Raw genomic sequence first — 20,922 nt, forward strand, 5'->3', positions numbered from 1 at the left:
CAGCAGGGAAGCGACAGATGCGGCAGAAACTGGCGGCGGGAAACTGGAAGATGAACGGAACCGGGGCCTCTCTGGCCGAGCTGGAGACCCTTGCAGAACACCACCCCGCCCCCGAGGGCACCGATATCCTGATCTGCCCGCCCGCAACCTTGTTGTCCCGCGCGGCGCAGGTGACCTCGGACACGGCCCTGCAGATTGGCGGGCAGGACTGCCACGCCGCAGCCTCGGGCGCGCATACCGGGGATCTGTCGGCCCAAATGCTGGTGGATGCAGGCGCAACTGCGGTGATCCTGGGCCATTCCGAACGCCGTGCCGATCACGGGGAAACCGACGCCCTTGTGCGCGCCAAGACCGAAGCGGCCATCGCTGCGGGCCTGATCGCCGTGGTCTGCCTTGGTGAAACCCTGAAAGAGCGTGAAGCGGGTGAAACCCTGGCGGTGGTGGGCCGCCAATTGAACGGCTCCCTGCCCGGTGGCGTCACCGGCAAAACGCTGGTCCTGGCCTATGAACCCGTCTGGGCCATCGGCACCGGCAAGGTCCCGACGCTTGAACAGATCGCCGAGGTCCATGATTTCCTGCGCGCCGAGCTGGCCGCGCGGTTTGGGACTGAAACCGCAGACAGCATTCGCCTGCTCTATGGTGGCTCGGTCAAACCCGGCAATGCGGCAGAAATCTTTGCCGTATCGAACGTGGACGGCGCGCTTGTGGGCGGCGCCAGTCTGACGGCGGCGGATTTCTCGCCCATTATCGCGGCGCTGCAAAACGCCTGAGACACCGGCCAGAGACCCAGAACATGACACCGCCCGGCCCTATGCGCCGGGCATTTCTTTGGCAACTGGTCGACAAAAAAGGCGCCCCGGTTGCCCGGAGCGCCTTCACTCATACCAGAACACTGGTCAAACTCTAGTTGGTTATGATCTCCGGCCCCATCAGCGCATTGGGGATCATCGTGCTGAGCGCCGGAATGTAGGTCACCATGATCAGGAAGACGAAGAGCACGGCCAGGAAGGGCAGCGCCGCCCGCACCACGCCCATCATCGGCATGCCAGCAACGCCGGATGTGACGAAGAGGTTCAGACCGACCGGCGGTGTGATCATGCCGATCTCCATGTTGACCACCATGATGATACCAAGGTGAATGGGGTCGATGCCCAGCTCGATCGCGATCGGGAAGACCAGCGGCGCGACGATCACCAAGAGGCCCGAGGGCTCCATGAACTGACCGCCGATCAGCAGGATCACGTTCACGACGATCAGGAACATCACCGGACCAAAGCCGGCAGACAGCATCGCGTTGGCGATGTGCTGGGGCACCTGTTCATCCGTCAGCACATGTTTCAGGATCAGCGCATTGGCAATCACGAACATCAGCGTGACGGTCAGCTTGCCCGCATCAAACAGCGCCTTCTTGGTGTCCTTGTGCACCCAGACAGAGAGCAGCGCCAGCGGGGCTTGCAGTACCGAGCGGCGCGGACGCGTCTCGGTTCCGGCCAGCGGCCCCATGTCACGGTAAACAAAGGTCGCAACAAAGAAGGCATAGACCGATGCCACGGCTGCCGCCTCGGTCGGGGTGAAGATAGCGGATTCCTTGTAGAGGCCCTGTTCTGCGGAATACCACGGGTAGCCATAGATGCCGACCATGATGATCACGATCAGGAACAACCCCCAGAAGGCTTCGCGGAACGACGCACCAACCTCGCCCCAGCCGGCCCATTGTCCCTTGGGCATGTTCTTGATGCGGGCGATGACATAGATCGTCACCATCAGCATGAGGCCTGCCAGAAGGCCCGGAATGATACCCGCAAGGAACATCCGCCCCACCGACACATCCACCGAGGCCGCATAGACCACCATCACGATGGACGGCGGGATCAGGATGCCCAGTGTACCGGCGTTACAGATGACGCCTGCGGCGAATTCCTTGGTATAGCCCGCCTGGCGCATCGCCGCGATCACGATGGATCCGATGGCCACAACGGTGGCAGGCGACGATCCGGACAGGGCCGCGAACATCATGCAGGCAAAGACGCCCGCGATGGCCAGACCGCCCTGAAAATGTCCCACGCAAGCGATGGAAAAGCGGATGATCCGCTGCGCAACGCCTCCGGTCGACATGAAGGTCGATGCCAGGATGAAGAAGGGGATCGCCAGCAGGGTGAAATGGCCCTCGAAGGCTTCGAACAGGGTGCCCGCGACAGAGGCGAGCGAGCTGTCCGAGTAGATCAGCAGAAACAGGGTCGAGCTGAGGCCGAGGGACACCGCAATCGGCACCCCGATCAGCATCAGGCCGACGACCATGGCAAAGAGCAGAACCACTTCCATCAGTTTTCTCCCTCGGTGGCGCGGGCGCGGGCCTCGTCCATCTCGTCTTCGACCTCGTGGCTGGCCACCAGTCGGTCCGCTTCACCGTGCCAGATCCGCAGCGCGGCCTGAACGAACCGGATCACCAGCAAGAGCATCGACAGGGGCAGGATCAGATAGGGTACGACTTTTGGCAGTTTCTCGTATGAATCGCCGTAGTTGATGAGGTCCTCAAGGAAGGCGAAGAGGCCGATCATCGGCACATCCTGCACCTCATAAAAGCTTTGGCTGCGGGCCTTCATGTCAAAGCCTGTCGGGAACCAGCGCCCCGAGGTGGGCGGCAGATCCGCAAACACTGCCCAGTAGTCATAGGCGCCCTTGAGCAGCAGCAGCGAAAACACCAGGCAGGCGCCGACGGCGATCAGCCCCAGCACCCGGCGCGCAGGTGCGGCCAGCGTGTTGACAATGGCATCAACGCCCAGATGCGCATGGGTTTTCACCGCATAAGAGGCCCCCAGAAGCACCAGCCAGGCAAAAAGGAACACCGTCAGCTCCAGCGCCCAGAGAATGTTGGAGTTGAAGACGAAACGCGCCACCACATTGGCGAAGGTGATAACTGTCATTAGCCCGAGCAGGAGCGCGATCAGCGTTTCTTCGAGCGAATTGATAAACCCGGCTGGGCCGGTTCTTGCCCCCGACATGCCAGTGTCCCCCATGCTGTTGTTATGAAAAAGGTGCAGGCGGCGGATCCCCACGCCGCCTGCGAAACAGAGCGCATCCCTGCCCCTTCGGGCGGCGCGCTCCGGGGTGGGGCTATCAGAAGCCCGCGTTGATGGCCTGTGCGGCGTCGATCTTGTCCTGGCCGACATCGCCGGAGAACTGTGCCCAGACCGGCTTCATGGTGTCGACCCAGGCCTGACGCTGCTCGGCGGTCAGCTGGCGCACGGTGCCGCCTGCGGCGATGATCGCCTCTTTGGCTTCGTTGTTCACCTTGGTGGATTCCGAGTTCCGCGCCTCTGTCACCTCGGACAGGATGGTCAGGAACTGATCGCGCACTTCGGGCTCGAGGCTGTCCAGCCAGTCAACCGAAGTCACCACCAGATAGTCGATGATGCCGTGGTTGGTTTCGGTGATACCGTCCTGCACTTCAAAGAACTTCTTGCCGTAGATGTTGGACCAGGTGTTTTCCTGACCGTCCACAACACCCTGCTGCAGCGCGCCGTAGACCTCGGAGAAGGCCATTTTCTGCGGGCTGCCACCGATGGCTTCCATCTGGGCGACCAGCACGTCAGAGGACTGCACGCGGAACTTCAGACCATTGGCATCGGTCGGTGCGACCAGCGGCTTGTTCGCCGACATCTGCTTCATGCCGTTGTGCCAGTAGGCGAGCCCCTGCAGGCCGCGGCGCTGCATGGAGTCGAGCATGGCCTGCCCGTCGGGCGAGGCCTGGAAAGCGTCCACTGCATCGATGTTCTTGAACATGAAGGGCAGATCGAACAGACGGAACTGCTTGGTGAATTTTTCGAACTTCGACAGCGAGGGGGCCGCCAGCTGCACATCACCCTGCAGCATTGCCTCGAGCACCTTGTTGTCATTGTAGAGCGTGGAGTTCGGATAGACCTCCAGGCACATGGTGCCGTTCATCTCTTCGTTGATGCGCTTTTCCAAGAGGCTGGCCGCAATCCCCTTGGGGTGCTTGTCAGTGTTGGTCACATGGCTGAACTTGACGACGATTTCGCCATCGTCACAAGCCGCCTGCACGGCGCCAGCGGATACGGTCATCGCCAGAGCGGCGGCGGTCGCAGTCAGGAATTTCATGGTAATCCTCCCAGGTTCCATTCCAATTGTATCTCCACAGCCCTGGCGTCCTGCGCCAAGGCCCCGCCGAAAGGATCACGAATCGACCTACCCCTCTCAAGACTTGATTCGGGAATCACCGTATTTCTGAATTTTCACAAATTTTTCATACAGATGCCGGGCGCTCACAGAATGGGCGCCGATGCTGCATTTGCACGCTGTGCGAAAACCCGCACAGACCCGCATCCCTTTGTGCGGAAATCCGCACAGTTCCCGGCACGACTGTTAGCGCGAACTTCTGCCGCCGGGAATCATGCCAGGTTCAACGCCGGTAATCCTCGGGGCGGATGCCATATCGGGCCAGCTTGTCGTAGAAGGTCTTGCGCGGCAGTTTCAGCGCCTCAGCCGCCGCCGAGGCTCGCCCGTTCTGGCGCCCGAGGGCGGCGATCAGCAAGGAGCGCTCAACCTGCGCCAACTGCTCCGCCAACCCCAGATCCGCCCCGGCCGAGACCTCTTCGGGCATGCCAAGAACAAACCGCATGGCTGCGGACATCAGCGAGCGCGCATTGCCGGGCCAATCCTGCGCCATCAGCATCGCGAGATGCTCCTGGCTGACCTCTGGCGCCTCGATCCCGGCCTGTTCTGCGGCCTGCGCCACGTAGTGACGGAACAGAACCGGGATATCACCGGGACGTTCCGCAAGGGACGGGATCCGCACCCGCATCACGTCGAGCTTGTAGAACAGGTCTGCATGAAAGGACCCCTCGGCCACCCGATCGGCCAGATCGCTGGTGCTGCCGGCGATGACGCGGGTGTCCGTTCCCTGCTCCAGCCCTTCGAGCACCGCATATTGCACCGCCTCCGGCAGGGCCGAAATCTCGTCCAGAAACAGCGATCCCCCTGCCGCTTCCTGGCAAAGCGCCTCGAACCCCTCAGCCGTCATGCCCGCTGCCGGGCGTTTGACAAAAGCGCCCTGCGCGCGCGGCGACATCAGGTGAATGACCTCTGCCACCTTGGAAATCCCGCTGCCGGCCGGGCCGCTGACCAGCACCTCGGCCCCGGTGGAGGCCACCGCCCGCACCCGCCTGCGCAGCTCCTCGGCCTGGGTCGAGGTGCCAAACAGCATCCGCGCCGCCGGATCGCCCAGTTCGAGCTGGCGTTTCAGGCGACGGTTCTCAAGAACCAGCGCGCGGGTCTTCAGCGCCCGTTCCAGCACCGCCATCAGATCGGCTGTGGCGCATGGTTTTTCAAGGAAATCGAACGCACCTTCCGACATGGCCCGCACCGCCATGGGAATATCGCCCTCACCCGTCAGCAGGATCACCGGCAGTTCCGGATCAACCCCTTGGGTATAGTTCAGCAGGTGAAAGCCATCGCGTCCCGGCATGCGCATATCCGACAGAATCACCCCTGCGAACTCGGGGCTGATCAGATCCTTGGCCGCCACGAAGGAGCCCGCCGTCACCGCCTCAAGATCGTTGAGTTCCAGCGTCTGCGCCAGCGCCTCGCGCACGGCGGCATCGTCATCCACAAACAGCACCCGCCGGGTCATGCGGCACCTTCCTCGCTCCAGGGATCCAATTCGACGGTAAAGACCGCGCCATGCTCCGTGTTGCTGCCACGGATATGGCCGCCGAAACTCTGCACCAGCCCATAAGAGATCGACAACCCAAGGCCAAGCCCTTCGGCGCTGCCCACAGCCTTGGTGGAGTAGAAAGGCTCAAACATCTTTTCCGGTTCCTTGATGCCCGGACCGATATCGCGCACCTCGACCCGCAGGCGCGGGCCCGCCTGAAGCGCGATTGAAATCGCACGGTCCTCTTGTCCCAGCATGGCGTCGGCGGCGTTGTTGATCAGGTTCACGAAAACCTGCGTCAGCCGCACCTCTCCGCCCCAGGCAAAGACGGGCGACCCGTCTGCGGGCGGCGTCCAGTCCAGCGTCACCTGATCGGCCTCCAGCCGCGCCGAGGTCAGCTCGACCGCCGCATCGATCACCTGCACCAGATCGACGCGTCCCATGGGCTCGCTTTCATTGCGGGCAAAGGCGCGCAGGTTCTTGATGATCCGTGCCATGCGGTCGGCCATGCTGGCGATACGGCCCAGGTTCTCGGCGGCGCGGTCCGGGTTTTCCCGCTGCAGGAAGGCCGCGCCATTTTCCGCATATTGCTGAATTGCCATCAGCGGCTGGTTCAGCTCGTGGCTGATGCCCGCAGACATCTGCCCCAGCGCCGACAGCTTACCCGCCTGCACCAGCTCTTCCTGGGCGCGTTTCAGGGCCGCCTCCGCCTCCTGTCGCTCGTGCACCTCGCGGCGCAACTGGCTGTTCGTGACCTGCAGGGCCTCGGTGCGCGCGGCAACCCGTGTTTCCAGAACCGCATTGGCCCGGGCGAGGGTCCGCCGCCGCTCGGTGGCAAGGAACAGAAGCGTGCCAAAGGCCAGGCACAACCCCGCCAGCGCCGCTGCCTGCAGCGCGGCAATGCGCCGGGCCGGTGCAACATCGACCAAGATCTCCCCCTGCAAGGCGATCACCGGCAGGTCAACCGTCAGATGCAGCGCCTGGCGCGGCAGATAGGCGCTGCCTGAGATCTGCCAGATCTCATGATCGCCGACCACCCGTTCCTCAAAGGATACCGGCTCTCCCTGGTCTGCGTCACCACCGGGCAAGGCGTCTCCGCGCCGCCAGAACAACAGCTCGGGCCGGTTGGAGATGAAGACTTCGCCGCGACGGTTTGTGAAAAAGACGGCAGGCAAAGAGCCGCGCCAAGTCTGCTCCACATCCTCGACATCGGCCACCACCACCAGAGCGCCAAGCACCCCCCCACTGGCCGCAAAAGTGGGTGCCGCGTAGAAATAGGCACGCTTACCCTCGTTCAGCAACACCGCCTGCCCGGTGCCAAGCGCCCCCTGCATGGCGCGTTTGAAATACTCTTCTGCGGCGACCGTCTCTCCGGCCACCCCTTCGGCAGAGGCCATGACCCGGCCGGATCGGTCCGCATAGAACACATCCAGCGCCGCGGTCTTGTCCGCCACTTCTCGCAGACGTTGAGCCGCCGTACGGCGCCCCGCATCGCTGTCGAGCGCTTCCAGAACGGGGTGATCCGCCATCAGAACCGCCAGCTCCTGGTAGATCTGCAGTTGCGTACTGACCCGATCCGAGGCCAACGCCAGGTCCGCCGCGCTGCGTTCGGCCAACGAGTCCAGCGCCTGCCGGTAGCCATAGACCCAAACCGCAGCCGCCAGACCGGCAACGGCCACGGCAAAGGCCAAAAGGACCGCTCCCCGGCGCCAGGATTGAAACGGGCTGTATTGCGTCATAGACGGACCCTATGAAACTCGCCTTGCAAAGACCAGCCGCCAAGGCAAAAGTCGCGCCCCGAAGACCAAAGAACGGAAACCGATGAAAACCCTGCATCAATCCCCCACCGATCCGGCCTTTGTGCAGGATCCCTACCCGTTCTACGAAAAGGCCCGCGCGGCAGGATCGCTGCACTATTGGCAGGACTACGGCAAGGTGGCCGCTTTCCGAAAATCAGCCGTGCATATGCTCCTTCGCGATCGCAGGTTCGGCCGCGAAATCCCGCCCGAGATGGCCAGCGAAGGGCCTGCGCATCTGGCCCCGTTCCTGCAGGTCGAGGCACACTCCATGCTGGAGGCAGAACCACCCCGCCACACGCGCCTGCGCAAGCTGGTGATGCGGGCCTTCACCTCGCGCGCGATTAACGACCTCGAAGAGGGCATCATCCGCCTGTGCCATGACCTGATCGACAGCTTCCCGCAGCAGCCTTTTGATCTGCTGAACGCCTTTTGCACGCAGGTGCCCATCGTAACCATCTGCCGCCTGCTTGGCGTGCCCGAGGCGATGGCGCCGCAGCTTCTGGAGTGGTCGCACCGCATGGTTGCCATGTATCAGGCGGGGCGCACCACCGAGACGGAACACGCGGCCGCCCGCGCCAGTCAGGAGTTTTCGGATTACCTGCGGGCCTACATCGATCAGCGCCGCGACGATCCGCAGGAGGATCTTCTGACCCGTCTCATCGCTGCCGAGGAAGACGGCGAAAGCCTTTCGACGGACGAGTTGATCGGCACCTGCATCCTGCTGCTGAACGCCGGGCACGAGGCCTCGGTTCATGCCCTCGGCAACGGCGTGAAAACCATGTTGCAGCAGGGCTGGAAACCGGAGTGGCTGGCCCCGGACGGCATCGAGCGGCTGGTTGAAGAGATCCTGCGCTATGACCCGCCGCTGCATATGTTCACCCGCTACGCCTATGAAGAGGCAGAGGTCTTTGGGCATACTTTTCAACGCGGCGATCAGGTGGCGCTGATGCTCGGCTCGGCCAACCGCGACGAGGCGGTGCTGGATGACCCCGAAGTCTTTGACCCCTCCCGGCCCGCCACGCTCAATACCTCTTTCGGCGGCGGCATTCATTTCTGCGTCGGCGCACCGCTGGCGCGGCTGGAAATGCAGATCGCCCTGCCGATCCTCTTCGAGCGCTGCCCGAACCTGCGCCTCACTGAACCGCCGGAGTATTCAAACAGCTACCATTTCCATGGGCTGACCCGGCTGATGATAGAGCGCTGAGACACCGGAAAGGAGCGCCTTCTTCCCGGCGCGCCTTTTCTGGTGCTACTTGGTCGCATCGAGCGGCAGCAGCGTGGTGGACTTGATTTCCTCCATCGACAACAGCGCCGTCACATTGTGTACGCGCACCTCGGATATCAGGGCCTGATAAAACTTGTCGTAGGCGCGGGCATTCTTCACGCGCACCTTCAGGATATAATCGATATCGCCCGCCAGCCGGTGCGCCTCCTGCACCTCTGGGCGATCCTGCAGCGCCTTGAGGAAGGCCGCCTGCCACTCGGCCTCGTGCTCTGACGTGCGGATCAGCACGAAGAAACAGGCTTCGAACCCCAGCGCCTCGGCATCCAGGATCACGGTCTGGCGCCCGATCACTCCTGCCTCACGGAGCTTGCGGATGCGATTCCAGACCGGGGTCTTGGAACTGCCCACCTGTTTGGCGATTTCATCCAGCGACTGACTGGCATCGCGTTGCAGCTCGGCCAGGATTTTCCGATCCGTCGCATCAATCCGCACTGTCATTCCAATTTTTCCTCTGCATCGAAACCTCGGCCACTGAAGCCCCCCACGGATGGAACAATTGTCCTTATTTGGGCGGACATATGGCGCTCAAATGGGAATATTTCCTATATTCAGACTCAAGTCAAACAGCATGAATGAGGCGCCACATGTCCAGCTTTACCCCGATCCTCCCCCCTGCCAGCACGCGGCACGCGGGCGGCATGTGCTGCCCTGCTGCGGGTGAAGTGACCTTTGCAGGCTCTGGCCCCGGCGATCCGGATCTTCTGACCATCAAGGTGCTGCGCGCCATGCAGGTGGCCGATGTGATCCTGTTTGATCGCCTCGTCAGCGATGAGATTCTCGCCCTTTCTGGCCCCGGCGTCACGCTCGAGGATGTGGGGAAAGAGGGCTTTGGCCCCTCCATGTCGCAGGAAGAGATCTGCGCCCGCATCGTGGCCCATGCCAAGGCAGGCAAGAAGGTGCTGCGGCTGAAATCCGGCGATCCCACCGTCTTTGGCCGCCTTGATGAGGAACTGACCGCCTGTGATGAAGCCGGGATCGGCTACCGGATCCTGCCCGGCATCACTGCTGCCTCTGCGGCCGTAGCCGCCATCGGCCAAAGCCTCACGCAGCGCGGGCGCAATTCCTCGGTCCGGTTCCTGACGGGGCACGACATGCGCGGCTTTGCCGACCATGACTGGGCCGCGCTGGCCCGCCCCGGCGAGGTCGCCGCCATCTACATGGGCAAGAAATCCGCCCGCTTCGTGCAGGGCCGTTTGCTGATGCATGGCGCCGATCGCGAAACCCCGGTGACCATTGTGGAAAATGCGTCGCGCGCAGATCAGCGGGTGCTGGAGACCACACTGGACCGCCTGCCCACCGATCTTGTCGGCGCCGGGTTTGATGGCCCGGCCCTCACCTTTCTTGGTCTGGCGCCGCGCCAAAGCATCGCCGCCCTGACCGACCTCACCAACAAACTGCAAGTGGAGCTTGCCTGATGCCACGCCCGTTTACTCCCAAAGTCATCACCGCCAACGACCTTTTGGAAGGCGATGTGATCTACTTCACCGCAGACGGCGCCTGGAGCCGCGATCTGGCCGAGGCCGAGCTGATCGTGGACGAGGCCGAAGCGCAGCTGCGCCTTCTGGAGGCCGAGCGTGACGCCCTCAGCGTAGTCGGCATCTATCTGACCGACGCCAAAGCCGGGCCGAACGGCCCCGAGCCGGTGCATTTCCGCGAGGATTTCCGCCGCAAAGGCCCATCGAACTATGCCCATGGCAAACAGGAAGCCAAGCTGGAGGCCCTCGAGAATGTATAAGTACAACGATTTCGACGCCGCCTTTCTGGCCGAGCGCAACGCCCAGTTCCGCGCCCAGGTGGAGCGCCGCATCGACGGCAGCCTGACCGAGGATGAGTTCAAGCCCCTGCGCCTGATGAACGGGCTCTATCTGCAGCTCCATGCCTATATGCTGCGGGTGGCGATCCCCTATGGCACGCTCAGCAGCGCCCAGATGCGCCAGCTCGCCCTTTTGGCTGAAAAATGGGACAAGGGCTACGGCCATTTCACCACCCGGCAGAACATCCAGTACAACTGGCCAAAGCTGCGCGATGTGCCCGATATGCTGGATGCGCTGGCCGAGGTGGGCCTGCACGCGATCCAGACCTCTGGCAACACCGTGCGCAACGTGACCTCGGATCACTTTGCCGCCGCTGCCAGGGAAGAGCTGGAAGACCCCCGCCCCTATGCCGAGCTGATCCGGCAATGGTCCACCGACCACCCGGAGTTCCAGTTCCTGGGCCGCAAGTTCAAGATCGCCGTGACCGGCGCCGAAGCAGACCGTGCCGTGACCCGCGCCCATGACATCGGGCTGCGCATGGTGTCACGGGACGAAGAAAACGGGTTCGAGGTCATCGTGGGCGGTGGCCTTGGCCGCACGCCGATGATTGGCAAGGTCCTGCGGGAGTTCCTGCCGAAAGAGGATCTCTTGCCCTATCTTGAGGCCGTGCTCAGCGTCTACAACCTCCTGGGTCGCCGCGACAACAAATACAAGGCCCGCATCAAGATCACCGTGCAGGAGAACGGCATCGACAAGATCCGCGAGTTGGTCGAAGAGCGCTTTATCGAGCGGCGCGCAGAGTTCAACGGTGCCGATCGTGCGCTGCTGGAAGAGATCAAGACGCATTTCACGCCCCCCGCCCTGCGCAGCGGCGATACCGTAGCCTACCAGTGGGCCTATGACAGCGATCCGGTGTTCCGCGCCTGGGCGGACACCAACCTTGCCGAGCACCGCAAGGACGATCACGCCATCGTCACCATCTCGATCAAGGCGCATGGGGCAACGCCCGGCGATGCCACCGCCGAGCAGATGCGCGTCATGGCCGATCTGGCCGAGCAATTCGCCTATGACGAGCTGCGCATCAGCCATGAGCAGAACGTGATCCTGCCGCATGTCCATAAATCCGATCTGCCCGCGATCCATGCCCGCCTGAAACAGGCTGGTCTGGCCACCGCAAACATCGGCCTTATCTCGGACATCATCGCCTGCCCCGGCATGGACTATTGCGCGCTGGCCACCGCGCGTTCGATCCCGGTTGCGCAGGACATCGCGACCCGCTTCGATGAGCTGAAGCTGGAGCATGACATCGGCCATCTGCAGATCAAGATCTCGGGCTGCATCAACGCCTGCGGCCATCACCACGTGGGCCATATCGGCATTCTGGGCCTCGATCGCGCCGGGGTGGAAAACTACCAGATCACCCTTGGCGGCGATGCCACCGAAACGGCGGCCATCGGCACCCGCACCGGTCCCGGCTTTGCCTATGACGAGATCGTGCCGGCAGTGGAACGCCTGATTGAGGCCTATCTGCAGCTGCGCACCGATGAGGGCGAGACCTTTATCGAGACCTATCGCCATTTGGGCATGGAGCCGTTCAAGGCCGCGCTTTATCCCGAAGCGCGCAAGAAGGTGGCCTGAGGCGATGCTGAACCTTGCAGACAGCAGCCCTACAGGGGCTGCAGATGCCACGGCTCTGGCCGAAAAAGTGCAGGCGCTCAATGCGCGCTACCGGCACCATTCGGCCACCGCCGTGATGGAGGGCGCGCTGCGGGACGCCGGAGAGATCGCTCTGGTCTCCAGCTTTGGTGCGGAATCCGTGGTGCTGTTGCACATGGCGGCCGTGATCAATCCGGCGACGCCGGTTCTGTTTGTGGATACGGAGCTGTTGTTCACCGAAACGCTGATCTACCAGCAGGAGGTGAGCGAGCGTCTGGGCCTGCGCAATGTACAGATCATCCGCGCCAGCGACATCGCCGAAAAGGACCCTTACGGCGCCCTGCGGTTTTCAGACACCGACGCCTGCTGCCACCTGCGCAAGACCGTGCCGCTGCAAAAGGCGCTGTCGGGGTTCGACGGCTGGATCACCGGGCGCAAGCGGTTCCAGGCGGGCAGCCGCGCCGCGCTCGAATTCTTCGAGGTGGAAGAGGGCACCGGACGCATGAAGGTGAACCCGCTGGCCCATTGGGCACCCGAGGACGTGCGCGCCTACATGGAAGAAAACCGTCTGCCGCGTCATCCGCTGGTGGCGCAGGGCTACCCGTCGATCGGTTGCGCGCCCTGCACTTCGAAAGTGGCGCAGGGCGAAGACCCCCGCGCCGGACGCTGGCGCGATCAGAACAAGGAAGAATGCGGCATCCATATCGTGGATGGCAAACTCACCCGCACAGGAGCAATCGACACATGACCGTAATCGTGACCGATACCGGATTTGGACCCAATGACTGGACCGATGGATTTGATACGGAGACCGCGCTGGACCTGGCTCCGGATGCCGATCTGGCCACCCTCTCGAACCGCATCCCCGGCCTGGAGATGATCCGCATCCATTTCCCCAGCTTCGCGGACGGGCGCGGCTTTACGCTTGCGCGACAGTTGCGGCACATGGGCTATGCCGGACGCCTGCGCGCCTATGGCCACGTGCTGGCCGATCAATACGCCATGGCCCGGCGTAGCGGCTTTGACGAGGTGGAGATCGACGAGGATCTCGCCGCCCGCCAGCCCGAGGATCAGTGGCTGGCCCGTGCAAACTGGCAGGCTCACGACTACCAGGCCCGACTGGGCCGTGCACGGGCGGCAAAATAGCCGCGCCGCCCCTCTGCACTCACACCGGAAAAACACTGCGGCCTGTCGCCCCGCGGCAGGCCCTTAGGCAAATCAGTGCTTTTCCTGACCTGTATCAAAGATTAATCAGAGGTGCCGGTTTACGAGACCGGCAGTGAAACCGATGAACGAGATGACGCCCGTGACCGAGACTGCCCAAGACGCCAAGCCCGCAAAGGCGACCCCGACCCTGCCGGACGCCCAGACCGTGACCGAGGTCAAGCACTGGACGGATCGCCTGTTTTCCTTCCGGGTGACACGGCCCGCATCCCTGAGGTTCCGCTCGGGCGAGTTCGTGATGATCGGCCTGATGGGCGATCCAGACCCCAAGACCGGCAAGCAGAAGCCGCTGCTGCGCGCCTATTCCATTGCATCGCCCTCCTGGGATGAAGAGCTGGAGTTCTACTCGATCAAGGTGCAGGACGGCCCGCTGACCTCGAAGCTGCAGCACATCCAGCCCGGTGACGAGATCATCCTGCGCCCCAAGCCCGTGGGCACCTTGGTGCATGACGCGCTTCTGCCCGGCAAACGCATCTGGTTCTTTGCCACCGGCACCGGCTTTGCGCCTTTTGCCTCGCTGCTGCGCGAGCCGCAAACCTATGAAGATTACGACGAGGTGATCATCACGCACACCTGCCGCACGGCGGGCGAGCTGACCTATGGCCGCGAGCTGATCGAAAGCCTGAAAGACGACGAGCTGCTCAATGAGCTGATCGGCGAGGGTTTCTGGAAGAAAATCAAATACTACCCCACCACCACCCGCGAAGAGAGCGCCAAAATGGGCCGCATCACCGACCTGATCAACTCGGGCGAAGCCTACAAGGATCTGGGCGTGGAACCGCTCAACCCCGAGAGCGACCGCGCGATGATCTGCGGCAACCTGGCCTTCAACCTGCAACTGAAGGACATGCTGGAAGCCGCCGGCCTTGAGGAAGGCGCCAACTCCAAGCCCGCGCAATATGTGGTGGAAAAGGCCTTTCTCGACTGATCCTGCGGCTTCCTGCAAGCCACACAAAATCAAGGCCGCGCTCTGGATCCAGAGCGCGGCCTCTTTGGTTTACATGTTGTCGGCTTGCTCGACCTTTACTGACCCAAGGCAGCCTTGACCTGATCCAGCGCGGCGGACAACAGCTCAGGGCTGTCCTTGGCCTTTTCCACGGTCGTGGTCAGAAGGGACTTCTGAACCGGGGACAGGTCCGAGCCCTCGATCGCCTCGATCACGGCGTCATAGTCGAACCCTTCTGGGGTCAAGAGCGTCGCCAGATCCGAAGCGGTGGCGTCCTCGATCGCCTCGGACGCTGCATCGGTTGCCGCCTCTACGGTGTTCTCGACTGCATCCGCCGCGGCTTCGGCTGCCTCTGTCGCGGTATCTGTCACGTCCTGGGCGGCCTGCTCTGCGGCCTCGACGGCCTGGCTGGCCTGCTCAGCGGCCTCGGCGCCGGCTTCGCTCAACGCTTCACCGGCCTGCTCAACCGCACCTTCGACAGCCGCAGAGGCCCCTTCGGCCGCCTCCTGCGCGCTCTCGGTGGCCTGTTCCACGGCATCGCTTGCCGCATCGACCGCGTCCTGTGCGGCTTCGGTGGCCGTCTCGACGGCCTCTTCGACTGCAGTTTCGGCTTGCTCCGCCGGGGTCTCGACAGGCTCAGGCTGGACGACCGGCTGCGCCTCAGTCGCGGGGGCCGTCACCGCATCCGATACCTGCTCGGGCGCGGGGGCATCCTGCTGTGTGCTCAGAACATAGTAAGCACCGAGCGCAACGACGGCGGCAGCGGCGGTAACAATTACGGGTTTCATGTGGACTCTCCTAATCCTGACTCGGCGGCTCCTGCTGGCATTGGCTGAATCGATGTTCCACCTTCACAACCAAGAGCGCCTCTGTGGCATGACCGCTAGGTGGCCCCGCACCGGGCTGTTCACAAGGGGGAAAAGCGGGCGTTGCGCCGCATCAGCCAACCACCGCCAGCGCGCCCCCATAGACCAAGCAGACTTTTGCCCAGACCCCTTTACCGGGCGACAGCGAATCAAACCCCCACGACATGACAGCGATGCATCACGCCACTGCGCAAACCTATCACTGCCCGGCCATACCGCGAAACGCAGATCGCCCTTGCGCCGCATTCCTCCGTTCGCAATGGCGGCAATCGCGCTTTTCACTTGGCCGCAAGACGGTTCCGGCTTGAAAGACGCAGCGGCGCGGTTTAGATTTCGTGCTCGAAAATTGGCAACCATCAAAGGATTGAACCCATAGCCCGCCGACCTCATAATGCGCCGCCGACACGTGACACCGGCCCGCGTACAAACGAAAAGATCCGTGCATCCGAAATCCGTCTGATCGGCGCCGAAGGGGAGAACGTTGGCGTTGTCCACCCCGCCAAGGCGATGGAGATGGCAGCGGAAGCAGGGCTGGACCTTGTGGAGATCTCGCCCAACGCGAACCCGCCGGTGTGCAAGATCATGGACTTCGGCAAGTTCAAGTACGAACAGCAGAAACGCGAAAGCGAAGCGCGTAAGAAGCAGAAGATCATCGAGGTCAAAGAGGTCAAGTTCCGCCCGAACACCGACAAGCATGACTACGACGTCAAGATGCGCAGCGTCTTCAAGTTCCTCGAAAATGGCGACAAGGTGAAGGTCACCCTGCGCTTCCGGGGCCGCGAGATGGCGCACCAGAACCTGGGCCGTGAGCTGCTCGAACGCGTCGCCGAAGACATCAAGGAAGTGGGCAAGGTAGAGAACATGCCCAAGATGGAAGGCCGTCAGATGATCATGATGATCGGCCCGCTTCCGCAGAAGTAAGCGCTCCGCGTGACGACAAGGCCCGTCTGGCGCGTCCAGGCGGGTTTTCTTCGTTCTGGCGCAAGCCATTCTTAAGCCCTATGTGCCAAGCATTCCCGCACCTATCGGCGCAAGCCTCTTCTTGCGCACGGATTTTCAAAGATGGACACCACCATGCGCATTTTTCCGGCTCTTGCCGCCACTTTCCTGGCCCTTTCTCCTCTCGCTGCGACCGGCGTCTCGGCCGCGACGTATAAAAGCGGCAACTGGGCGGCCGCCAAGGTCGGCCAGACCTGCTATGTCTTCACCCAGCGCGCCGCGCGGGATACCTCGGGCGCCCTGGTCTTCTCCTTTGGCCCCGGCGGTTACAATTCCGGCTTTGCCTATGAATACGCACCCTGGCCGGGCGAGGACGGTGCCCCCTGGGATCAGGACGACACCGTTATCCTTGAAGTCGACGGTCAGGAGATCTGGCTTGGGGATGAAATGCTGGCCGCAGAGGGGCTGCACGGCTATCGGGCTGACATGACGGACGGCTTCGTGCCCGAGATGATCGCCGCGCTGCGGGCGTCGCAATCGACCGTCAGCGTGAATTTCGACCGCGCCGCCCATGGCGAGGTCTGGCTTTATGGCTCGTTCGCGACCGAGGGCTTTTCCGCCAGCCTGAGCGAGGCGGGCGCGATGTGCGGCTTCGATCCGAGCAACCTGCCCGCATCCTGAGCCGCACACACCTGCATCTAAAAAAAGGGCCCCGCATCGCGAGGCCCTTTTTCGTATGAGTCCACGAGACCTCAGCCTGCCGCAGCCGCCACGGCGCGCTTGGTCAGAACACCGATCAGATGGGCGCGGTACTCCTTGGTGGCGTGGATATCGCCCATCATGTTGGCCGGGTTGATGCGCAGGTCGGTCATGGCATCCGCGCGGAACTCCTTGCCCAGCGCCTGTTCAGCTTCGCTCCAGCGGAACACACCCTCTTCGGAGGCGCCGGTCACAGCGACGCGCACCCCGTCGGCGTATTTCGCAACGAATACCCCTACCATGGCAAAGCGTGACGCAGGCTGGACGAACTTCTGATAGTTCGCAGCCTCGGGCACTGGGAACCGCACGCCGGTGATGATCTCGCCCTCTTCCAGCGCCGTGGTGAAGAGGCCCTGGAAATAGTCATCCGCCGCAATCTCGCGGGCATTGGTGATGATGGTCGCGCCAGACCCCAGCGCCGCCGCCGGATAGCAGGCCGCCGGATCGTTGTTGGCCAGCGAGCCGCCGATGGTGCCCCGGTTGCGCACCGCAGGATCGCCAATGTGGCTGGCCAGATCCGCCAGCGCGGGATAATGCGCGGCGGCCTCGGCAGCCACGGTGGCATGGGTTGTGGCGCCGCCGATCGAAAGGCTGCCGTCATCTTCGCGGCAGACGCCCTGCATTTCACCGATCCCGGCCAGCGAGACAAGTTTCGAGGGCATCGCAAGGCGCTGCTTCATCGTCGGCAACAGCGTCTGACCGCCGCCCAGCGCCTGCGCGTCCTCCGCGCCGAGCGCGGCGACCGCATCGGCAATGGTGGCCGGTTTTTCAAACTCGAAATTATACATTCCGTTTTCCTTCCCAAAGAATTCCGGGGCGTGGCCCCTTGTTCTTTTGTCCAAAACTATCGGGTTGGAGGGGCGCACCCGGCGCCCCTGCCCCGGTTCAGCTGTTGAGCGCCGTCCAGACCCTGTTCGGGCTCAGCGGCATGTCGATATGGGTCACATCCTTACCAGCGGCCTGCAGCGCATCCACCACCGCGTTGACCACCGCAGGGGGCGATCCGATGGCGCCGGCCTCACCGCAGCCCTTCACGCCCAGGGGGTTGTGGGTGCAGGGCGTCTGGCAGGAGTGATCCACCTGATAGAAAGGCACATCATCGGCGCGCGGCATGGCGTAGTCCATGTAGGAGGCGGACAGAAGCTGGCCGTTCTCGTCATAGACGCAGCCCTCCAGCAGCGCCTGACCGATGCCCTGACCGATACCGCCATGCACCTGACCATCCACGATCATCGGGTTGACGATATTGCCAAAGTCATCCGCCGCAGCGAAACGCTCAATGGTGACCTTTCCGGTTTCGGGATCCACCTCCACCTCGCAGGCATAGGCGCCCGAGGGATAGGTGAAGTTCGCCGGATCATAAAAGGCGGTCTCCTCCAGCCCCGGTTCCATGTCCTCAAGCGGGTAGTTGTGGGGGACATAGGCCGCCAGCGTGACATCACCCCAGGCAAGGGACTTGTCCGTGCCCGCAACCGAGAATTGACCGTCCTTCAGCTCGATATCCGCATCCGAAGCTTCCAGGATATGGGCCGCGATCTTCTTGGCCTTGGCAATGATCTTCTCGGTCGCCCGCACCATGGCAGAGCCACCCACGGCGAGGGAGCGCGAGCCATAGGTGCCCATGCCCATCGGCGTATTGGCAGTGTCGCCATGAACGATCTCGACCATGCTTTCGTCGATGCCGATCATATCCGCGATCACCTGCGGGAAGGAGGTTTCATGCCCCTGCCCGTGGCTGTGGCTGCCGGTCATCACCACCAGACCACCAGTCGCATTGACCCGCACCGTGGCGGACTCATACAGACCCGCGCGCGCACCAAGCTGCCCCACGAGGTTACTGGGCGCGATGCCGCAGGCCTCGATATAGCAGTTGACGCCAAGGCCGCGCAGCTTGCCGTTCTTCTCGCTCTCGGCGCGGCGCGCCTTGAAGCCTGCGAAATCGGCGATCTCTTCCAGCTTGTCCATGGTCGCGTTGTAATCGCCGGTGTCATATTCCACCGCCACCGGGGTGGCATAGGGGAATTCGGTGATGAAGTTCTGACGGCGCAGCGCAATGGGTTCGACTCCCAACTCGCGGGCGGCCTTGTCGATCACCCGCTCCAGCTGGAAGGTCGCCTCGGGGCGGCCCGCGCCACGATAGGCATCCACCGGCACCGTGTTGGTGAAGACGGCCTTCACGTTCACGTAGATCAGCGGCGTCTTGTAGTTGCCCGCCATCAGCGTGCCATGCAGCCAGGTCGGAACCGAGGGCGCAAAGGTCGACAGATATGCGCCCATATTTGCGTAGGTATCCGTGCGCAGCGCGGTGAAGTTGTTGTCGCCGTCCAGCGCCAGTTCGATCTTGGTCACGTGATCGCGGCCATGGGCATCCGACATGAAGGCCTCGGAGCGGGTCGAGGTCCATTTCACCGCCCGGTTCAGCGCCTTGGCCGCAAAGGTGCAGAAGGCTTCCTCGGCGTAGTGGAAGATCTTGGTGCCGAACCCGCCGCCCACATCGGGCGCGATGACGCGCAGCTTGTGCTCGGGGATGCCCAGCACGAAGGCGCCCATCAAAAGGCGGATCACGTGGGGGTTCTGCGAGGTGGTGTAAAGCGTCGAGTCGCCCGTGGCGCGGTTGAAATCACCCACCGCCACGCGCGGCTCCATCGGATTGGCAATGAGCCGGTTGTTGACCAGCTCCAGCGTCGTCACATGCGCCGCCTTGGCAAAGGCTTCCTCGACCGCACCCTTGTTTTCCTCAACAAAACCCCAGTCATAGCAAAGGTTCGAGGTGAGATCGTCATGCACCTTGGGGGCGCCCTCCTTGACCGCCTCCTTCATGTCGATGACGGCGGGCAGCTCTTCGATATCAAGCTCGATCGCCTCGGCGGCGTCGCGCGCCTGTTCGCGGGTCTCGGCCACCACGGCGGCGATGGCATCGCCCACGTAGCGCACCTTGCCCTGGGCCAGAACCGGATGGGCCGGCTCCTGCATCGGCTGGCCGTGACGGTCGGTCACCTGCCAGCCGCAGGGAATGGATCCGACCCCTTCGAAATCGGCACCGGTGAAGATGCGGATGACGCCGGGCATGGCGGCCGCCGCCGCGGTGTCGATCCCGTTGATCCTGCCATGGGCCACGTCCGAGCGCAGGAAATGCACATAGGCCTGGCCGTTTACGTTGATATCATCGGTGTAGTTGCCGGTTCCCGTCAGGAACCTGACGTCTTCGCGCCGCTTGGGGCTGGCGCCAATGCCGTGATCTTTTGGCATTTTCCAAATCTCCTCCCTGGATGATGCGTCTTTGCGCATCTCTTGGTCATGCAAATGCTTCTGCCGGGGCGGCGCCTCCCTGCGCGCCCTCAGCCCTTTGACTTATTCGGCAGCGATGGCCGAGACGTCCTGACCGGATGCGGCCATGATCGCCTTCACGATATTGTGGTAGCCGGTGCAGCGGCAGATATTGCCTTCGAGATAGGCGCGGACCTCGGCCTCGGTCGGCTTGGGGTTGTCCTTCAACAAGGCCGCCGCCGACATCACCATGCCCGGCGTGCAGAAGCCGCACTGAAGCCCGTGATGATCCTGGAACGCCTGCTGGATTGTATTGAGCGTACCATCGGGGGCCGCCTGGCCTTCGATTGTGGAAACCTCTGCGCCGTCTGCTTCGGCGGCCAGCATGGTGCAGGATTTGACTGCCTTGCCGTTCACATGCACCACGCAGGCGCCGCACTGGCTGGTGTCGCAGCCCACATGTGTTCCCGTGAGACCCAGATCCTCGCGCAGAAACGACGACAGAAGCGTGCGCCCCTCGACATCACCGCTGGCGGGTTTGCCGTTCACGGTCATTGAGACCTTCGCCATGAATTCCTCCCATTCGCTACTTTTGTTGGCTGAGAGGGAGTTAAGCACGGGATTCCCCTTGCGCGAACCCCCTGAAATGCATTCGCCCCCAACATTTTTGTCAAACGGTCAAATCAGGCGTATAACCGCCTGAGCTTGTGGGACATTCTGCACAATAGAGCGTTACGTCATACGATCAGGCGG

At 62.9% G+C, this 20,922-nt stretch carries 20 protein-coding genes; 10 read left to right on the forward strand and 10 right to left on the reverse strand.

Features of this window, described 5'->3' with window-relative positions; all coding sequences use genetic code 11:
- Nucleotides 1–17: 17 nt before the first annotated feature.
- Nucleotides 18–770 (forward strand): triose-phosphate isomerase, encoded by a 753-nt coding sequence (gene tpiA, locus AADA15_RS02345; protein WP_341639932.1) that lies wholly within the window; start codon nucleotides 18–20, stop codon nucleotides 768–770.
- Nucleotides 771–903: 133 nt separating this feature from the next.
- Here tpiA and AADA15_RS02350 read toward each other — a convergent pair whose 3' ends face one another.
- The 5 genes from AADA15_RS02350 to AADA15_RS02370 form a co-directional block, all read right to left on the reverse strand.
- The gene (locus AADA15_RS02350; protein WP_341639933.1) at nucleotides 904–2,322 is read right to left on the reverse strand and encodes a TRAP transporter large permease; all 1,419 of its coding nucleotides are present in this window, start codon (nucleotides 2,320–2,322) and stop codon (nucleotides 904–906) included.
- Nucleotides 2,322–3,002 (reverse strand): TRAP transporter small permease, encoded by a 681-nt coding sequence (locus tag AADA15_RS02355; protein WP_341639934.1) that lies wholly within the window; start codon nucleotides 3,000–3,002, stop codon nucleotides 2,322–2,324. The genes AADA15_RS02350 and AADA15_RS02355 overlap by 1 nt, the downstream gene beginning before the upstream one ends.
- 115 nt (nucleotides 3,003–3,117) lie before the next feature.
- Nucleotides 3,118–4,119, reverse strand: coding sequence for a DctP family TRAP transporter solute-binding subunit (locus AADA15_RS02360; RefSeq protein WP_341639935.1), 1,002 nt, complete (start codon nucleotides 4,117–4,119; stop codon nucleotides 3,118–3,120).
- 301 nt (nucleotides 4,120–4,420) lie between these two features.
- On the reverse strand, nucleotides 4,421–5,650 hold the full coding sequence (locus tag AADA15_RS02365; protein ID WP_341639936.1) for a sigma-54-dependent transcriptional regulator: 1,230 nt from the start codon (nucleotides 5,648–5,650) through the stop codon (nucleotides 4,421–4,423).
- Nucleotides 5,647–7,413 carry a sensor histidine kinase gene (locus AADA15_RS02370; protein WP_341639937.1) on the reverse strand — a complete coding sequence of 589 codons (1,767 nt, stop codon included), beginning with the start codon at nucleotides 7,411–7,413 and terminating at the stop codon, nucleotides 5,647–5,649. Before AADA15_RS02370 ends, AADA15_RS02365 begins: the two co-directional genes overlap by 4 nt.
- 82 nt (nucleotides 7,414–7,495) lie before the next feature.
- On the opposite strand from AADA15_RS02370, the gene AADA15_RS02375 reads away from it, so the two are divergent.
- A complete protein-coding gene (locus tag AADA15_RS02375; RefSeq protein WP_341639938.1) occupies nucleotides 7,496–8,677 on the forward strand; it encodes a cytochrome P450 in 1,182 nt (393 codons plus the stop codon).
- A 45-nt stretch (nucleotides 8,678–8,722) separates the two neighbouring features.
- Here the strand turns inward: AADA15_RS02375 and AADA15_RS02380 are convergent, their stop codons facing one another.
- Nucleotides 8,723–9,196, reverse strand: coding sequence for an Lrp/AsnC family transcriptional regulator (locus tag AADA15_RS02380; protein ID WP_341639939.1), 474 nt, complete (start codon nucleotides 9,194–9,196; stop codon nucleotides 8,723–8,725).
- A gap of 146 nt (nucleotides 9,197–9,342) precedes the next feature.
- Between AADA15_RS02380 and cobA the strand changes: the two genes are divergently transcribed.
- The 6 genes from cobA to AADA15_RS02410 all read left to right on the forward strand — a co-directional run bounded on the left by cobA (nucleotide 9,343) and on the right by AADA15_RS02410 (nucleotide 14,320).
- A complete protein-coding gene (cobA, locus tag AADA15_RS02385) occupies nucleotides 9,343–10,173 on the forward strand; it encodes a uroporphyrinogen-III C-methyltransferase (RefSeq protein WP_437343162.1) in 831 nt (276 codons plus the stop codon).
- Entirely contained in the window at nucleotides 10,173–10,493 is a 321-nt protein-coding gene (locus AADA15_RS02390; protein ID WP_341639940.1) for a DUF2849 domain-containing protein, read from the forward strand. The genes cobA and AADA15_RS02390 overlap by 1 nt, the downstream gene beginning before the upstream one ends.
- Complete coding sequence (locus AADA15_RS02395; RefSeq protein WP_341639941.1) at nucleotides 10,486–12,150, forward strand: nitrite/sulfite reductase; 1,665 nt, start codon at nucleotides 10,486–10,488, stop codon at nucleotides 12,148–12,150. Before AADA15_RS02390 ends, AADA15_RS02395 begins: the two co-directional genes overlap by 8 nt.
- A 4-nt stretch (nucleotides 12,151–12,154) precedes the next feature.
- Nucleotides 12,155–12,916 carry a phosphoadenylyl-sulfate reductase gene (locus tag AADA15_RS02400; RefSeq protein ID WP_341639942.1) on the forward strand — a complete coding sequence of 254 codons (762 nt, stop codon included), beginning with the start codon at nucleotides 12,155–12,157 and terminating at the stop codon, nucleotides 12,914–12,916.
- Nucleotides 12,913–13,314 (forward strand): DUF934 domain-containing protein, encoded by a 402-nt coding sequence (locus AADA15_RS02405; protein ID WP_341639943.1) that lies wholly within the window; start codon nucleotides 12,913–12,915, stop codon nucleotides 13,312–13,314. The genes AADA15_RS02400 and AADA15_RS02405 overlap by 4 nt, the downstream gene beginning before the upstream one ends.
- A 142-nt stretch (nucleotides 13,315–13,456) precedes the next feature.
- Entirely contained in the window at nucleotides 13,457–14,320 is an 864-nt protein-coding gene (locus tag AADA15_RS02410) for a ferredoxin--NADP reductase (protein ID WP_341640065.1), read from the forward strand.
- A 95-nt stretch (nucleotides 14,321–14,415) separates the two neighbouring features.
- Here the strand turns inward: AADA15_RS02410 and AADA15_RS02415 are convergent, their stop codons facing one another.
- Complete coding sequence (locus AADA15_RS02415) at nucleotides 14,416–15,126, reverse strand: translation initiation factor 3 (protein ID WP_341639944.1); 711 nt, start codon at nucleotides 15,124–15,126, stop codon at nucleotides 14,416–14,418.
- Nucleotides 15,127–15,663: 537 nt separating this feature from the next.
- Here AADA15_RS02415 and infC point away from each other — a divergent pair.
- The gene (gene infC / locus AADA15_RS02420; protein WP_341640066.1) at nucleotides 15,664–16,125 is read left to right on the forward strand and encodes a translation initiation factor IF-3; all 462 of its coding nucleotides are present in this window, start codon (nucleotides 15,664–15,666) and stop codon (nucleotides 16,123–16,125) included.
- 141 nt (nucleotides 16,126–16,266) lie between these two features.
- On the forward strand, nucleotides 16,267–16,824 hold the full coding sequence (locus AADA15_RS02425) for a hypothetical protein (protein WP_341639945.1): 558 nt from the start codon (nucleotides 16,267–16,269) through the stop codon (nucleotides 16,822–16,824).
- A gap of 71 nt (nucleotides 16,825–16,895) precedes the next feature.
- Here AADA15_RS02425 and AADA15_RS02430 read toward each other — a convergent pair whose 3' ends face one another.
- The 3 genes from AADA15_RS02430 to AADA15_RS02440 all read right to left on the reverse strand — a co-directional run bounded on the left by AADA15_RS02430 (nucleotide 16,896) and on the right by AADA15_RS02440 (nucleotide 20,739).
- On the reverse strand, nucleotides 16,896–17,690 hold the full coding sequence (locus AADA15_RS02430) for an FAD binding domain-containing protein (protein WP_341639946.1): 795 nt from the start codon (nucleotides 17,688–17,690) through the stop codon (nucleotides 16,896–16,898).
- A gap of 97 nt (nucleotides 17,691–17,787) precedes the next feature.
- A complete protein-coding gene (locus AADA15_RS02435) occupies nucleotides 17,788–20,151 on the reverse strand; it encodes a xanthine dehydrogenase family protein molybdopterin-binding subunit (RefSeq protein WP_341639947.1) in 2,364 nt (787 codons plus the stop codon).
- A gap of 102 nt (nucleotides 20,152–20,253) precedes the next feature.
- Nucleotides 20,254–20,739, reverse strand: a complete 486-nt coding sequence (locus tag AADA15_RS02440; RefSeq protein WP_341639948.1) for a (2Fe-2S)-binding protein — start codon at nucleotides 20,737–20,739, stop codon at nucleotides 20,254–20,256.
- Nucleotides 20,740–20,922 lie beyond the last annotated feature (183 nt).

It is taken from the genome of Phycobacter sedimenti (assembly GCF_038148855.1).
Taxonomy (GTDB): domain Bacteria; phylum Pseudomonadota; class Alphaproteobacteria; order Rhodobacterales; family Rhodobacteraceae; genus Phycobacter; species Phycobacter sedimenti.

Bases quoted from the DNA above. Each gene is read 5' to 3' on its own strand.
- tpiA (WP_341639932.1), top strand. From the start codon at position 18: ATGCGGCAGAAACTGGCGGCGGGAAACTGGAAGATGAACGGAACCGGG.
- AADA15_RS02350 (WP_341639933.1), bottom strand. From the start codon at position 2,322: ATGGAAGTGGTTCTGCTCTTTGCCATGGTCGTCGGCCTGATGCTGATC.
- AADA15_RS02355 (WP_341639934.1), bottom strand. From the start codon at position 3,002: ATGTCGGGGGCAAGAACCGGCCCAGCCGGGTTTATCAATTCGCTCGAA.
- AADA15_RS02360 (WP_341639935.1), bottom strand. From the start codon at position 4,119: ATGAAATTCCTGACTGCGACCGCCGCCGCTCTGGCGATGACCGTATCC.
- AADA15_RS02365 (WP_341639936.1), bottom strand. From the start codon at position 5,650: ATGACCCGGCGGGTGCTGTTTGTGGATGACGATGCCGCCGTGCGCGAG.
- AADA15_RS02370 (WP_341639937.1), bottom strand. From the start codon at position 7,413: ATGACGCAATACAGCCCGTTTCAATCCTGGCGCCGGGGAGCGGTCCTT.
- AADA15_RS02375 (WP_341639938.1), top strand. From the start codon at position 7,496: ATGAAAACCCTGCATCAATCCCCCACCGATCCGGCCTTTGTGCAGGAT.
- AADA15_RS02380 (WP_341639939.1), bottom strand. From the start codon at position 9,196: ATGACAGTGCGGATTGATGCGACGGATCGGAAAATCCTGGCCGAGCTG.
- cobA (WP_437343162.1), top strand. From the start codon at position 9,343: ATGTCCAGCTTTACCCCGATCCTCCCCCCTGCCAGCACGCGGCACGCG.
- AADA15_RS02390 (WP_341639940.1), top strand. From the start codon at position 10,173: ATGCCACGCCCGTTTACTCCCAAAGTCATCACCGCCAACGACCTTTTG.
- AADA15_RS02395 (WP_341639941.1), top strand. From the start codon at position 10,486: ATGTATAAGTACAACGATTTCGACGCCGCCTTTCTGGCCGAGCGCAAC.
- AADA15_RS02400 (WP_341639942.1), top strand. From the start codon at position 12,155: ATGCTGAACCTTGCAGACAGCAGCCCTACAGGGGCTGCAGATGCCACG.
- AADA15_RS02405 (WP_341639943.1), top strand. From the start codon at position 12,913: ATGACCGTAATCGTGACCGATACCGGATTTGGACCCAATGACTGGACC.
- AADA15_RS02410 (WP_341640065.1), top strand. From the start codon at position 13,457: ATGAACGAGATGACGCCCGTGACCGAGACTGCCCAAGACGCCAAGCCC.
- AADA15_RS02415 (WP_341639944.1), bottom strand. From the start codon at position 15,126: ATGAAACCCGTAATTGTTACCGCCGCTGCCGCCGTCGTTGCGCTCGGT.
- AADA15_RS02425 (WP_341639945.1), top strand. From the start codon at position 16,267: ATGGACACCACCATGCGCATTTTTCCGGCTCTTGCCGCCACTTTCCTG.
- AADA15_RS02430 (WP_341639946.1), bottom strand. From the start codon at position 17,690: ATGTATAATTTCGAGTTTGAAAAACCGGCCACCATTGCCGATGCGGTC.
- AADA15_RS02435 (WP_341639947.1), bottom strand. From the start codon at position 20,151: ATGCCAAAAGATCACGGCATTGGCGCCAGCCCCAAGCGGCGCGAAGAC.
- AADA15_RS02440 (WP_341639948.1), bottom strand. From the start codon at position 20,739: ATGGCGAAGGTCTCAATGACCGTGAACGGCAAACCCGCCAGCGGTGAT.